The organism is Micromonospora sp. NPDC005197, from assembly GCF_040608295.1.
Lineage (GTDB): Bacteria > Actinomycetota > Actinomycetes > Mycobacteriales > Micromonosporaceae > Micromonospora.
The window spans coordinates 39,516-52,051 of record NZ_JBEXHY010000036.1; the positions used below are offsets into that span (position 1 = coordinate 39,516).

Consider the following 12,536-nt stretch of genomic DNA (forward strand, 5'->3'; position numbering starts at 1 on the left):
CCACAATGGGCGGCGTGGACGACAAGAGCCTCACCGAGAACAGCGCCGGCACCAACCGGACGAGCCTGTGGGGTGGCCGGTTCGCCGGCGGCCCCGCGGAGGCGCTCGCCCGACTGTCGGTGAGCGTGCAGTTCGACTGGCGCCTGGCCCCGTACGACATCGCTGGTTCCCGGGCGCACGCCCGGGTCCTCGCCGGCGCCGGCCTGCTCGACCCGGAGGAGCTGGGCCGGATCCTGGCGGCCCTGGACGACCTGGAGGCGGCCTGTGCCTCGGGGGCGTTCCGGCCCACAGTCGACGACGAGGACGTGCACACCGCGTTGGAGCGGGGCCTGTTGGAGCGCCTGGGCAGCCTCGGCGGCAAGCTGCGCGCCGGCCGGTCGCGCAACGACCAGGTCGCCACCGACCTGCGGCTCTACCTGCGTGACCACGCGCGGGGGGTGGCCAGCCGCCTCGTCGAGCTGGCCGAGGCGCTCACCGAGCAGGCCGAACGGCACATCGGCACCGCCGCGCCCGGCATGACCCACCTCCAGCACGCCCAGCCGGTCACCTTCGGGCACTGGCTGCTCGCCCACGTGCAGCCGCTGCTGCGCGACCTGGAGCGGCTGCGTGACTGGGACCACCGGGCGGCGATCAGCCCGCTCGGCGCGGGCGCGCTCGCCGGGTCCGGGCTTCCGTTGGACCCGGTGGCCGTGGCCAAGGAGCTGGGCTTCCGGACGTCGTTCGCCAACTCGATGGACGCGGTCGCCGACCGGGACTTCGTGGCCGAGTTCCTCTTCACCACCGCGCTGATCGGGGTGCACCTGTCCCGCCTCGGTGAGGAGGTGGTGCTCTGGACCTCACACGAGTTCGGCTGGGTGGAGCTGGACGACGCATTCGCGACCGGTTCGTCGATCATGCCGCAGAAGAAGAACGCGGACATCGCCGAGCTGGCCCGGGGCAAGTCCGGGCGGCTGGTCGGCGGCCTGATGACGGTGCTGACCATGCTCAAGGGCCTGCCGATGACGTACGACCGGGACATGCAGGAGGACAAGGAGCCCGCGTTCGACGCGGTCGACACCCTGGAGCTGCTGCTGCCGGCCCTGGCGGGAATGATCTCCACGATGACGGTCCGGGTGGACCGCCTCGTCGCCGCTGCCCCGGTCGGCTTCTCGCTGGCCACCGAGGTCGCCGACTGGCTGGTCCGGCGCAACGTGCCGTTCCGCGACGCGCACGAGATCACCGGTCGGCTGGTGGCGCTCTGTGCGGCCCGGGAGTGTGAGCTGGAGGACGTCTCCGACGCCGACCTGGCCGCGGTCAGCGAACACCTCGACCCGTCGGTGCGCGACGTGCTCTCGGTGCGGTCGGCCCTCGCGGCCCGGACCACCCCCGGCTCGACCGGCCCCGGCCCGGTCGCCGACCAGCTCGCCGCCGCCGCGGACCGGCTGGCCGGCTGGCGGGACTGGGCCACCGAGCGGGTCGTACCCCGCTGACCTCGCCGTGGCGTCGGCGCGAGCCGCCGGCGCCACTGTCGGTTCAGGCCGTCGGGCGCTCCCGCTTGGGGAGCTTGGCCACCACCATGTCGTACGACGCGTCGACCGCCTCGGTCAGCTCGTCGCCGTCGATCCCGCCGTCGAGGCGCAGGGTGTTCCAGCCGGACCGGCCGATGTAGGCCATCGGGCGAGCGTCGTCGGGGTGGCGGCGCAGCCACTCGTCGGCGATCTCCCGGGTCTGGCCGCACTTGATGCCGACCGTGGGCCTTCCGTCGCCGTTGCCGAGGAACGCGAAGATCCGGCTGCCCACCTTCACCACCTCGTCGCCCTCCCACGGCCGGTCCAGCCACGCTCCCGGCTTCGCCAGGCAGTACGTCAGCATCTCCGCGCGTTCCATGGGTGCCTCCTCGTCGTGCGCACAGTCTGCCCGCCCCGGCCGCCGCCGCGGGGGTGCCCGGCCGATCCGCCCGCCCGGTCGTCTGGGGTCAGCCGGTCGCGTCGTGTCCGGTGGCTCAGGCGATCTGCTCGGCCGAGCGGGCGGCGACCCGCTCGTAGCGCTGCCGGGCCGCCTGCGCGCTGCCCAGCCCCAGCCCGTACGCGATGGACTGCCAGGTCAGCCCCCGGTCGCGGGCCAGCGTCAGCAGCCCCGCCTCCAGGGCGTCCAGCTCGGCGCGCACGTGCGGCAGCAGGGTCAGCGCGGCGGTGAGGTCTGCGGCGTCCACCGGTTCCTCGGTGGGCTCCCGCTCGGCGCCGCCGGCGGCGAGGGCGGTGACCAGAGCCACCGCCTCCCACGGGTCCAGCACGTACGGGTGGGCCCAGCGTCCCCGTCGGGCATCGGAGCCGGCGTGGCGTTCGCTGATCCGTTGCAGCGCCTCGTGGGTGCGGTGGGCGCGGGCCCGGGCCGGGTCGGGCGCGGTGAACAGCTCCTCGGTGGTCATGCTCCGAGCACACCCCATCAACGTGACCTTGTCAACAGATTGTTGAAACGCGGCGACGGGGTGATCAGATTGCCGCTGGGTACCGTTCGGGTCATGGAGCTCGCGCCGGACGACCGCAGCACCGACGCCGACCGGGGGGCGCTGGCCGGCCTGCTCGCCGGTCCACTGCTGCCGGCCGCGCGGGGCCTGCTGGGCTGCCGGCTGTCCGCCGGCGGGGTCACCGTCCGGATCACCGAGGTCGAGGCGTACGCCGGCACGGCCGGTGACCCGGCCTCGCACGCCCACCGGGGCCGCACCGCGCGCAACGTGGTGATGTTCGGCCCCGCCGGGCACGCCTACGTCTACTTCACCTACGGGATGCACTGGTGCATGAACGTGGTCACCGGGGTCGAGGGGGAGGCCGCCGCCGTGCTGCTGCGCGCCGGTGCGGTGGTCGAGGGCCTGGACACCGCGCGGGCTCGCCGGCCGGCGGTACGGCGGGACGTGGACCTGGCCCGGGGGCCGGCCCGGCTCTGCGCCACGCTCGGCATCGACCGCGCGGCGTACGGCGCGTACCTGCTCGGCGACGGTCCGGTCCGGTTGCGTCCGCCGGTTCGGCCGGTGCCGGACGAGACGGTGGTGGCGGGGCCCCGGGTCGGCGTGACCGGCGCGCACGATCTGCCCTGGCGGTTCTGGCTCGACGGCGATCCGACGGTCAGCGCGTACCGGCGACACGTGCCCCGCGTCCGGCGCTGAGCGCGGCTTCCGGCGTGTGGCCGGCGGGATCTGTCGGGGGGTGTGGCCATAATCACCCCACCTGCCCACCGACGGCTCGGAGGACGTCCATGCCAACGCTGCTCGCGATCGGCACCGCGAAGGGGTTGTTCCTCGCCACCAGCACCGATGACCGGCGCACCTGGGAGGTCAGCGGCCCGCACCACCCGGGGACGAGCGTCTACGCGGTCGCGCTCGACACCCGCCGGGCCACCCCGCGGCTGCTCGCCGGGGTGACCAGCTCGCACTTCGGGCCCAGCGTCGCGACCAGCGACGACCTCGGCGCGTCCTGGGACGAGCCCGACCACGCGCCGGTCGCGTTCCCGGCCGACACCGGCGCGACCCTGGGGCGGGTCTGGCAGCTGATGCCGGGCGGCGCCGACGAGCCGGACGTGGTCTGGGCCGGCACCGAGCCGTCGGCGCTGTTTCGCTCCACCGACGGTGGCCGCAGCTTCGAGCTGGTCCGCGCCCTCTGGGACCACCCGCACCGCCCGCACTGGCAGGCCGGGTTCGGTGGCCAGGCCGTGCACACCGTGCTGCCCCACCCGCGCGACCCGGCCCGGGTGCTGGTCGCCATGTCCACCGGCGGCGTCTACCGCTCGCAGGACGCCGGGGCGAGCTGGGCTCCGGGCAACGTGGGCATCCGCGCCGCCGGCCTGGCCGACGAGTGGCCGGAGTTCGGCCAGTGCGTGCACAAGGTCGCGCGGGACGCCGGCAACCCCGAGCGGCTGTACGCGCAAAACCACTTCGGCGTCTACCGCTCCGACGACGACGGCCGCACCTGGTCGTCGATCGCCGACGGGCTGCCCAGCGACTTCGGCTTCCCGATGGTGTCGCACCCCGGGCGGCCCGGGATGGTGTGGACGTTCCCGCTGGTGGCCGACGTCGAGCGGTTCCCCACCGACCACCGCTGCCGGGTGTTCCGCTCCGCCGACGCCGGCGCCAAGTGGGAGCCGCTGTCGGTGGGCCTGCCCGAGGGCCCGTTCTATCCGGCGGTGCTGCGCGACGCGATGTGCGCGGACGACGCCACACCTGGCGGCGTCTACTTCGGCACCCGCTCCGGCGAGGTCTACGCCAGCCGGGACGAGGGCGACTCCTGGTCGCAGGTGGCCGCGCACCTGCCCGACGTGCTGTGCGTCCGGGCGGCGGTGGTCTGAGTGGTCACCGTGCTGTTGCCCGGCCCGCTGCGCGGCGAGGCCGGCGGCGCCAGCCGGCTCAGTGTCGACGCGGGCGGCACCCTGGGGGCGGTCCTCGACGAGCTCGCCGCCGATCATCCCCGGCTGGCTCGGCGGATCCGCGACGAGCGCGGCGAGCTGCGCCGCTACGTCAACGTCTACGTCGACGGGGAGGACTGCCGGCACTCCGGCGGGCTGGCCACACCGGTCGGCGAGGGCGCCCAGGTGCAGGTGCTCCCCTCGGTCGCCGGGGGCTGATTCCCGCGGGTGACCGGCGCCACTGCCAGGTAGGCCGCCGACGGAATAGTTGACTTGTCAAATAAGTTGTGGGCTGCGTCCGGGTACTACGACGGCACCCGGTTGACACGCGAGGAGCTGTCATGCAGTTCGGAGTCTTCACCGTCGGTGACGTCACGGTCGATCCGACCACCGGTCGGGAGCCGACCGAGCATGAGCGGATCAAGGCGATGGTTGCCATCGCGCTGAAGGCCGAAGAGGTCGGGCTCGACGTCTTCGCCGCCGGTGAGCACCACAACCCGCCGTTCGTCCCCTCGTCCCCGACCACCATGCTCGGTCACATCGCGGCTCGCACCGAACGGCTGCTGCTGTCCACCGCGACCACGCTGATCACCACCAACGACCCGGTGAAGATCGCCGAGGACTACGCGATGCTCCAGCACCTGTCCGACGGCCGGGTGGACCTGATGATGGGCCGCGGCAACACCGGCCCGGTGTACCCGTGGTTCGGCAAGGACATCCGCGCCGGCATCCCCCTCGCGATCGAGAACTACGACCTGCTGCACCGGCTGTGGCGCGAGGACGTGGTCGACTGGAAGGGCAAGTACCGCACCCCGCTGCAGTCCTTCACCTCGACGCCGCGCCCGCTCGACGGTGTGCCGCCGTTCGTCTGGCACGGCTCGATCCGCAGCCCCGAGATCGCCGAGCAGGCCGCGTACTACGGCGACGGCTTCTTCGCCAACCACATCTTCTGGCCCAAGGAGCACACCCAGCGGATGGTCGAGCTCTACCGCCAGCGGTACGCGCACTACGGCCACGGCACCGCCGACCAGGCCATCGTCGGCCTCGGCGGCCAGGTGTTCATGCGGCGCAACTCGCAGGCCGCGGTCCGGGAGTTCCGGCCGTACTTCGACAACGCCCCGGTCTACGGGCACGGGCCGTCACTGGAGGAGTTCACCCGGGAGACCCCGCTGACCGTGGGCAGCCCGCAGCAGGTCATCGACCGCACCCTCGGCTTCCGCGAGTACGTCGGCGACTACCAGCGGCAGCTGTTCCTGATGGACCACGCGGGCCTGCCGCTCAAGACGGTGCTGGAGCAGCTCGACCTGCTCGGCGAGGAGGTCGTGCCGGTGCTGCGCAAGGAGTTCGCCGCCCTGAGCCCGGCGCACGTGCCGGAGGCGCCCACCCACGCCTCGCTGGTCGCCGCGGCCGGTGGCGTGAAGGACAGCACCGTGCACGCCGTCGACGACGTGACGGGCAAGGCGCCGGAGGGGGCGACCCGATGACCCGCCGTACGCTCGCCGTCGTCTCGGCGGGGCTGAGCCAGCCCTCGTCCACCCGGCTGCTCGCCGACCAGCTCGCCGGGGCGACCCGCGACGAGCTAATCCGGCGCGGCGCCGAGGTGGAGCTGCGGGTCGTCGACCTGCGCGAGTACGCCCACGACGTGGTCAACAACATGCTCACCGGGTTCCCGCCGGCCGGCCTGCGCGAGGCCATCGACGTGGTGACCGGGGCGGACGGCATCATCGCCGTGACGCCGATCTTCAACGCGTCGTACAACGGGCTGTTCAAGTCCTTCTTCGACGTGCTGGAGGCCGACTCGCTCGTCGACCGTCCGGTGCTCATCGGGGCCACCGGCGGCACCGCCCGGCACTCCCTCGCCCTGGAGCACGCCCTCCGCCCGATGTTCAGCTACCTGCGGGCGGTGGTGGTCCCCACCTCCGTCTTCGCCGCCCCGGAGGACTGGTCCGGTGGGACCGCCGACGGCGCCCTGCGCGGCCGCATCCGTCGCGCCGCCGGCGAGTTGGCCGACCAGGTCGAGCGCCGGCTGCCCGCCAGCGGCCCCGCCGACCCGTTCGCCCTCACCACCGACTTCCTGCAGATGCTCGGCGGGGGCGACGACGCGCCGGTCACCTCGGAGGGTCGTACGGGTGCGCGACAAGCACCGGGCAGCGCGCGTGCTGAATCGCAGCCTGGCTGACCGAGCCGAGCAGCAGACCGGCGAAGCCGTGCCGGCCTCGGGTGCCCACGACCAGCAGCGACGCCGTGCCGCTGGCCTCGATGAGCCCCGGGGCCGCGCCGGCCGCCCGGACCGGGTGCTCCCGCACCACCAGATCGGGATGCCCGGTCCGGACGGCCGCGGACGCCTCGGCCAACAGCCGCACCGCCTCGGCCTGGTACGCGGCCTGCGCCTCGTCGACCTCGTCCGGCACCGGCCGGTCCCCGTCCAGCGGGCCGACGTGCGCGAGCACCAGCGGGACGTCTCGTAGCGCCGCCTCGGTGGCGCCGTAGCCCACGGCCAGTCGGGACGACTCGGACCCGTCCACGCCGACCAGCACCGGCGCGTCCGCGTCGATCGGCTGCTCGTCCGGTCGGACCACCAGCACCGGGCAGTGCGCGTGCGCGGCCACCTGCGCGCCGACCGAACCGAGCAGCAGACCCGCGAACCCGCCCAGACCGCGGCTGCCCACCACGACGAGATCCGCCCGTCGGGACTCCTCGACCATCGTCGCGCCGGGGCCGCCGGCGACCTGACGGGCCTCGACGGCCAGGCCGGGCCACCGGTCGGCCAGGTCGGCAGCCGTCCGCTCCAGCATCTTCCGCGCCTGGTCGGTGGGCGCCGGCACCCCGAGGTCGTACGGGTTGAGGGGCACGCCGTAGCCGAGCGGGTGCAGGTAACCGTGCACCAGGAGCAGCGGCCGGGACCGGAGCAGGGCGGCGTAGGCCCCGTGCTCGGCGGCGACGAGGCTGGACGGCGATCCGTCCACACCCACGACGACAGGTCGGTCCATCGGCACTCCCAGGGTCGGTCGACTCATTGTCGGCGGCGCGGGGCCCGCGGTGACGCCGAACGCGCCGGTCGGCGGTCGGCCGTCGACGCGCCGGCGGCTCCGAACTGTCACCGGCGCTGCGTACCCTCGCCGGATGACCTCCGATGTGCGGCTGCGGCCGGTCCACGAGGACGACCTCGTGGAGTTCTTCCTGCACCAGCAGGACCCCGAGGCGAACCGGATGGCCGGGTTCGGCCCCAAGGACCCGTCCGACCACCGCGAGTTCGCCCGGCACTGGGCGCGGGTGCTCACCAACCCGGCGAACCGGGTCCGCACCATCGAGGCCGACGGCGAGGTGGTCGGTTACGTCAGCGCCTTCCCGGTCGACGACCAGACCGAGGTCAGCTACTGGATCGACCCGGCCCGCTGGGGCCGGGGCCACGCCACCGCGGCCCTCGCCGCCCTGCTGCGCGAGCTGCCCCGGCCGGTGCGCGCCCGCGCCGCCAAGGACAACGCCGCCTCCCTCGCGGTGCTGCGCAAGTGCGGGTTCGTCGTGGTCGGCGAGGATTCGGGGTACGCCAACGGGCGCGGGGCCGAGGTCGAGGAGTGGCTGCTGGAGCTGCCCGCCGACGCCCCTGACCTGGGCGGGCACTAGTCTCGCGGGGTGAACTGGTTGGATCTGGTCGGCTGGGCCGGCTCCGCGGTGCTGGTGTGGTCGCTGCTGCAGTCGCGCATCCTGCGGCTGCGCGCGCTCAACCTCGTCGGCTGCGTCGTGCTGATCGGCTACAACGCCGCCCTTGAGGTCTGGCCCATGGTCGGGCTCAACATCGTCCTCGCGGTGATCAACATCTGGTACCTGCGGGGGATGCTGGCGACCCGCCACGACGAGCAGACCTACCAGGTGGTGGAGGTCGGCGTCGGCGACCAGTTCCTGGCGCACACGCTGCGGATCCACGCGCCGGACATCGCCCGGTTCAACCCCGACTTCCACTGGGACCCGGCCGCCACCGACCGGTCGGCCTTCCTCGTGGTCACCGCTGACGAGGTGGTCGGGGTGGTGCTGTCGCACGCCGAGGCGCGCGGGGTCGCCCAGATCGACCTGGACTACGTGACCCCGAAGTTCCGCGACTTCACCCCCGGCGAGTTCGTCTACCGGCGCAGCCGCCTCTTCACCGAGCGGGGCTTCCACCGGGTGGTCAGCCCGCCCGGTATGGTCGCCCCCTACTACCACCGGCTCGGGTTCCGCCCCCAGGGCGACTCGTACGTGCTCGACCTGCCCGCGTCACCGGCGACCGATTCGGCGTAGCGTCGCGGGAGCAGGATTCGGCCGCGGCCGCACGGGGCACAGAAGCGCGTACGCCGGGCGGGCTAGCCGACCGGCGGGCGCCGTGCGTACGGCCGGTGCCACCACCGTGAGGGAGCGAACCGGGCGTGCAGAGCTACGGGAGCCAACTGGCCCTGGTCGGGATCCTGGTCGTCATCAACGCGCTCTTCGCCGGCAGTGAGATGGCGCTGGTGTCGCTGCGGGACAGCCAGATCCAGCGGTTGGAGCGCACCAGCCGGGCGGGACGGGTGCTGGCCCGGCTCGCCAAGGACCCGAACCGCTTCCTGGCCACCATCCAGATCGGCATCACCCTCGCCGGCTTCCTGGCCTCCGCCGCCGCGGCTGTCTCCCTGGCCAAGCCCCTCGTTCCGCTGCTCGGGGTGTTCGGGAGCGCCGCCGAGACGGTGGCGATCGTGGTGGTGACCCTCGCGCTGACCTTCGTCACCCTGGTCTTCGGCGAGCTGGCCCCCAAGCGGATCGCCATGCAGTCCGCCGAGCGGTGGGCGCTGCTGGTGGCCCGCCCGCTCGACCTGCTCGCCAGTCTCACCCGCCCGGCCGTCTGGGCCCTCGGCGCCACCAGCGACCTGGTCGTACGCCTGGTCGGGCTCAACCCGAAGCACCAGCCGGAGGAGATCGGCCCGGACGAGCTGCGCGACATCGTCGCCGGCAACCACGGCTTCACCAAGGAGCAGCGCACGATCATCGCGGGCGCCGTGGAGATCGCCGACCGGCGGTTGCGGGCTGTGCTCGTACCCCGGTTGCGGGTGTTCACGCTCGACAGCGGAACCACCGCGGAGGCCGCGCGGCTGGTGCTGGCCGCCACCGGGCACTCCCGGGCGCCGGTGGTGCGCCACGGCGGCCTGGACGACACCGCCGGTGTGATCCACCTGCGTGACCTGGTCGGCGTGCCCGACGACCGCCCGGTCGACGAGATCGCCCGCCCGCCGATGCTGCTGCCCGACTCGCTGCCGGTGGTGGACGCGCTGCGGCAGTTCAAGGCCGAGCGCCAGCACATCGCGCTGGTCGTGGACGAGCGCGGCGCCGTCGACGGCATCGTGACGCTGGAGGACATCCTGGAGGAGATCGTCGGGGAGATCTACGACGAGACCGACCGGGACGGCTACTCGGTGCGCCGCGAGCCGGACGGCGCGATGGTGCTGCCCGGCACCTTCCCGGTGCACGACCTCACGGACATCGGCGTCGAGCTGCCCTCGCGCCCGGCCGGCGACTACACCACAGTCGCCGGGCTGGTGCTGGCCCGCCTCGGGCACATCCCCACCGTGGCCGGGGAGGACGTGAGCCTGGACGGCTGGGTGCTGACGGTGGCGGGCATCGACCACCGGGCCATCACCGAGGTACGTCTGAGCCAGGTCCCCGCCGAGGACGGCGACGACAACGATGACGACGCCGACCAGGCGATCGAGCCGGTGCTGGACGAGGCCCGCAACTGACCGTCCCCGGGTGAGCGGCCGCGCGACGCTGCCGCGGCCGGGCCCGTTCGAGCCCGACGGTCAGTCGCGGGAGAGGTTCTGCAGCCGGACCTGACCACGGGCGACCAGCCGCTCGTCGGCGTCGCTGATCTCCACCTGCCAGAGCTGCTGGCTGCGACCCCGGTGCACCGGGGTGCCGACCGCCCGCAGCTCGCCGTCGCGGACGGCCCGCAGGAAATCGGTCTGGTTCGACACCCCGACCACCGTGCCCCGGTCGGCCAGCCAGAGCGCCCCCCCGATGCTGGCCGCGGTCTCCACCACCGAGCAGTACACCCCGCCGTGCTGGATGCCGAACGGCTGGTGCAGCTCCGGGCGGACCTGCCAGCTGATGACCACCCGGTCGGCGGTGGCCTCCTCGAATTTCAGGCCGAGCAGGGCGACGAAACCACCCGTCAGATCCGGCATCTCCACGGCGAACCCCTCCTCGATCAACGGGGCGCAAGCCTAGCCGGAGCGGGTTGCGTCAAACCCGGTACGGGTCGGAGCCGGCGATGGGGGAGAATTGGTGACCGTGACCGACAGCAGCCTCCCGCCGCCCGGGCGGTACTCCCTGACCGACGACCTGCTCTGGCGTGGCCTGATCCAGGACTCGACCGGCCTCGACGAGCTGCGCGAGCTGCTCGACGGCGGGGAGGCCACCACCTATTACGTGGGCTTCGACCCCACCGCGCAGAGCCTGCACGTCGGCTCGCTCATGCAGGTCATCACGGCCCGCCGTCTGCAACTCGCGGGTCACCGCCCGTTGCTGCTGGTGGGCGGGGCGACCGGGCAGATCGGCGACCCGAAGGAGAGCGCCGAGCGGACGCTCAACCCGCCGGAGGTGATCGCCGGCTGGGTCGAGCGGATCCGCGAGCAGCTCGCGCCCTTCGTGTCGTACACGGGTGAGAACGCGGCCCAGCTGGTCAACAACCTCGACTGGACCGGCGAGATGTCGGTCGTCGAGTTCCTCCGCGACGTGGGCAAGCACTTCCCGGTCAACAAGATGCTCGCCCGGGAGGTGGTGCGCGCGCGGCTGGAGACGGGCATCAGCTTCACCGAGTTCAGCTACCAGCTGCTGCAGGCCAACGACTTCTTCGAGCTGCACCGCCGCTACGGCTGCCAACTTCAGTTCGGTGGGTCCGACCAGTGGGGCAACATCACCGCCGGCGTCGACTACATCCGGCGGCGCGGCGCGGGGCCGGTCCAGGCGTTCACCACGCCGCTGGTCACCAAGGCCGACGGCACGAAGTTCGGCAAGACCGAGGGCGGCGCCGTCTGGCTCGACCCGACCATGACCAGCCCGTACGCCTTCTACCAGTTCTGGCTCAACGTCGACGACCGAGAGGTCGACCGCTACCTGCGGTACTTCAGCTTCCGCTCCCGGGACGAGCTGGAGGAGCTGGCGAAGGCGACGGCCGAGCGGCCGGCAGCCCGGCTGGCCCAGCGGGCGCTGGCCGAGGAGTTGACCACCCTGGTGCACGGCGCCGAGGAGACCCGGCAGGCGGTCGCCGCCAGCCAGGCGCTGTTCGGGCGCGGTTCGCTTGACGATCTGGCCCCGGAGACGCTGCGCGCGGCGCTGACCGAGGCCGGTCTGGTGCGTATCCCTGGCGAGCTGCCGGACGTGGCGGGTCTCCTGCGGGACTCCGGGCTGGCGACGGGGCTCAAGGAGGCGCGGCGCGTGATCGCCGAGGGCGGCGCCTACGTGAACAACAACCGGGTGACCGAGGTGGACGCCACGGTGTCCAGGGACGACCTGCTGCACGGTCGGTACCTGGTGCTGCGCCGGGGAAAGCGGTCGTTCGCAGGCGTTGAGCTGGGCGAATAGTCGGTTGTCGACGATGTGACGGGGGACGCGTCCGGCAGATTTGACGATCATCGGGCCGGACGCGTAACTTTCTCTCTGCCAGCGCGGAACGGACGAAACAGGCGAAAGCCTGAAGCGGCCGGAGCGCGGCGACGACTTCGGGGTCAGGCGGGTTCGCCGGCCGGATCCCGCCGGGTGGTGCCCACGGAAAACGCCGCGAGGCGGATTTGGTGCGGCGGAACCGACCGGGTAAAGTAGTCAGCCGGCAGGGAAACGGGCGAGCAAGCGGGAAACCGCTGCGGCCGGCCTGCCACCACCGTGACGAGAGCGGCGCAAGCCGGTCGAGACATGGTGCCCGCAACACGGGTTGAAGCACGACGAACCGCGAAACACCGGTTTGACACGGCAGAAACCAGCGGGTAACGTAGTAAAAGTGCCTGGCGCTGGAAAGCGCCGAGCACCGGTACGAAAAGCCCCGGGATGGTGGCCCACTGGTTGGGTCTTCTGATCGGTGTGTGGTTGTTCTTTGAGAACTCAACAGGGTGCTTGTAAAGCCAGTGCCAATTATGATTTATACCCCGGATTGGTCGAGCCTT

The 12,536-nt window shown here is 72.8% G+C and carries 14 protein-coding genes; 10 read left to right on the forward strand and 4 right to left on the reverse strand.

The window, feature by feature from the left end; translation table 11 throughout:
* Nucleotides 1–5: 5 nt before the first annotated feature.
* Nucleotides 6–1,469 carry an argininosuccinate lyase gene (argH, locus tag ABZU46_RS14960; RefSeq protein WP_354857880.1) on the forward strand — a complete coding sequence of 488 codons (1,464 nt, stop codon included), beginning with the start codon at nt 6–8 and terminating at the stop codon, nt 1,467–1,469.
* Nucleotides 1,470–1,512: 43 nt separating this feature from the next.
* On the opposite strand, the gene ABZU46_RS14965 is transcribed toward argH, so the two are convergent.
* Nucleotides 1,513–1,866 (reverse strand): MmcQ/YjbR family DNA-binding protein, encoded by a 354-nt coding sequence (locus ABZU46_RS14965; RefSeq protein ID WP_354857859.1) that lies wholly within the window; start codon nt 1,864–1,866, stop codon nt 1,513–1,515.
* A gap of 115 nt (nt 1,867–1,981) precedes the next feature.
* Nucleotides 1,982–2,407 carry a DNA-binding protein gene (locus ABZU46_RS14970; protein WP_354857861.1) on the reverse strand — a complete coding sequence of 142 codons (426 nt, stop codon included), beginning with the start codon at nt 2,405–2,407 and terminating at the stop codon, nt 1,982–1,984.
* Between the two features lie 93 nt (nt 2,408–2,500).
* On the opposite strand from ABZU46_RS14970, the gene ABZU46_RS14975 reads away from it, so the two are divergent.
* The 5 genes from ABZU46_RS14975 to ABZU46_RS14995 all read left to right on the forward strand — a co-directional run bounded on the left by ABZU46_RS14975 (nt 2,501) and on the right by ABZU46_RS14995 (nt 6,553).
* The gene (locus tag ABZU46_RS14975) at nt 2,501–3,142 is read left to right on the forward strand and encodes a DNA-3-methyladenine glycosylase (protein WP_354857863.1); all 642 of its coding nucleotides are present in this window, start codon (nt 2,501–2,503) and stop codon (nt 3,140–3,142) included.
* 89 nt (nt 3,143–3,231) lie between these two features.
* Nucleotides 3,232–4,317: an exo-alpha-sialidase gene (locus ABZU46_RS14980; protein WP_354857865.1), complete on the forward strand. Its 1,086-nt coding sequence runs from the start codon at nt 3,232–3,234 to the stop codon at nt 4,315–4,317.
* Nucleotides 4,318–4,593 carry a ubiquitin-like small modifier protein 1 gene (locus tag ABZU46_RS14985; RefSeq protein ID WP_007458463.1) on the forward strand — a complete coding sequence of 92 codons (276 nt, stop codon included), beginning with the start codon at nt 4,318–4,320 and terminating at the stop codon, nt 4,591–4,593.
* A gap of 122 nt (nt 4,594–4,715) precedes the next feature.
* Nucleotides 4,716–5,858: an LLM class flavin-dependent oxidoreductase gene (locus ABZU46_RS14990; protein ID WP_354857867.1), complete on the forward strand. Its 1,143-nt coding sequence runs from the start codon at nt 4,716–4,718 to the stop codon at nt 5,856–5,858.
* Nucleotides 5,855–6,553, forward strand: a complete 699-nt coding sequence (locus ABZU46_RS14995; protein ID WP_354857870.1) for an FMN reductase — start codon at nt 5,855–5,857, stop codon at nt 6,551–6,553. Before ABZU46_RS14990 ends, ABZU46_RS14995 begins: the two co-directional genes overlap by 4 nt.
* Here the strand turns inward: ABZU46_RS14995 and ABZU46_RS15000 are convergent.
* Complete coding sequence (locus ABZU46_RS15000) at nt 6,483–7,370, reverse strand: universal stress protein (protein ID WP_354857882.1); 888 nt, start codon at nt 7,368–7,370, stop codon at nt 6,483–6,485. The two genes, ABZU46_RS14995 and ABZU46_RS15000, sit on opposite strands and share 71 nt — an antisense overlap.
* A 127-nt stretch (nt 7,371–7,497) precedes the next feature.
* Here ABZU46_RS15000 and ABZU46_RS15005 point away from each other — a divergent pair, with 127 nt between their 5' ends.
* The 3 genes from ABZU46_RS15005 (at nt 7,498) to ABZU46_RS15015 (ending at nt 10,118) form a co-directional block, all read left to right on the forward strand.
* Nucleotides 7,498–7,998, forward strand: a complete 501-nt coding sequence (locus ABZU46_RS15005) for a GNAT family N-acetyltransferase (RefSeq protein ID WP_354857872.1) — start codon at nt 7,498–7,500, stop codon at nt 7,996–7,998.
* Between the two features lie 9 nt (nt 7,999–8,007).
* The gene (locus ABZU46_RS15010; RefSeq protein WP_354857874.1) at nt 8,008–8,649 is read left to right on the forward strand and encodes a hypothetical protein; all 642 of its coding nucleotides are present in this window, start codon (nt 8,008–8,010) and stop codon (nt 8,647–8,649) included.
* 125 nt (nt 8,650–8,774) lie between these two features.
* Nucleotides 8,775–10,118, forward strand: a complete 1,344-nt coding sequence (locus tag ABZU46_RS15015; RefSeq protein WP_354857877.1) for a hemolysin family protein — start codon at nt 8,775–8,777, stop codon at nt 10,116–10,118.
* Between the two features lie 60 nt (nt 10,119–10,178).
* On the opposite strand, the gene ABZU46_RS15020 is transcribed toward ABZU46_RS15015, so the two are convergent.
* Nucleotides 10,179–10,562: a PaaI family thioesterase gene (locus ABZU46_RS15020; protein ID WP_354857884.1), complete on the reverse strand. Its 384-nt coding sequence runs from the start codon at nt 10,560–10,562 to the stop codon at nt 10,179–10,181.
* Between the two features lie 106 nt (nt 10,563–10,668).
* Between ABZU46_RS15020 and tyrS the strand changes: the two genes are divergently transcribed.
* Nucleotides 10,669–11,961, forward strand: a complete 1,293-nt coding sequence (gene tyrS / locus ABZU46_RS15025) for a tyrosine--tRNA ligase (RefSeq protein ID WP_354857887.1) — start codon at nt 10,669–10,671, stop codon at nt 11,959–11,961.
* Nucleotides 11,962–12,536 lie beyond the last annotated feature (575 nt).

Bases quoted from the DNA above. Each gene is read 5' to 3' on its own strand.
- ABZU46_RS14980 (WP_354857865.1), top strand. From the start codon at position 3,232: ATGCCAACGCTGCTCGCGATCGGCACCGCGAAGGGGTTGTTCCTCGCC.
- ABZU46_RS14990 (WP_354857867.1), top strand. From the start codon at position 4,716: ATGCAGTTCGGAGTCTTCACCGTCGGTGACGTCACGGTCGATCCGACC.
- ABZU46_RS15005 (WP_354857872.1), top strand. From the start codon at position 7,498: ATGACCTCCGATGTGCGGCTGCGGCCGGTCCACGAGGACGACCTCGTG.
- ABZU46_RS14965 (WP_354857859.1), bottom strand. From the start codon at position 1,866: ATGGAACGCGCGGAGATGCTGACGTACTGCCTGGCGAAGCCGGGAGCG.
- ABZU46_RS14995 (WP_354857870.1), top strand. From the start codon at position 5,855: ATGACCCGCCGTACGCTCGCCGTCGTCTCGGCGGGGCTGAGCCAGCCC.
- argH (WP_354857880.1), top strand. From the start codon at position 6: ATGGGCGGCGTGGACGACAAGAGCCTCACCGAGAACAGCGCCGGCACC.
- ABZU46_RS14975 (WP_354857863.1), top strand. From the start codon at position 2,501: ATGGAGCTCGCGCCGGACGACCGCAGCACCGACGCCGACCGGGGGGCG.
- ABZU46_RS15020 (WP_354857884.1), bottom strand. From the start codon at position 10,562: ATGCCGGATCTGACGGGTGGTTTCGTCGCCCTGCTCGGCCTGAAATTC.
- ABZU46_RS14970 (WP_354857861.1), bottom strand. From the start codon at position 2,407: ATGACCACCGAGGAGCTGTTCACCGCGCCCGACCCGGCCCGGGCCCGC.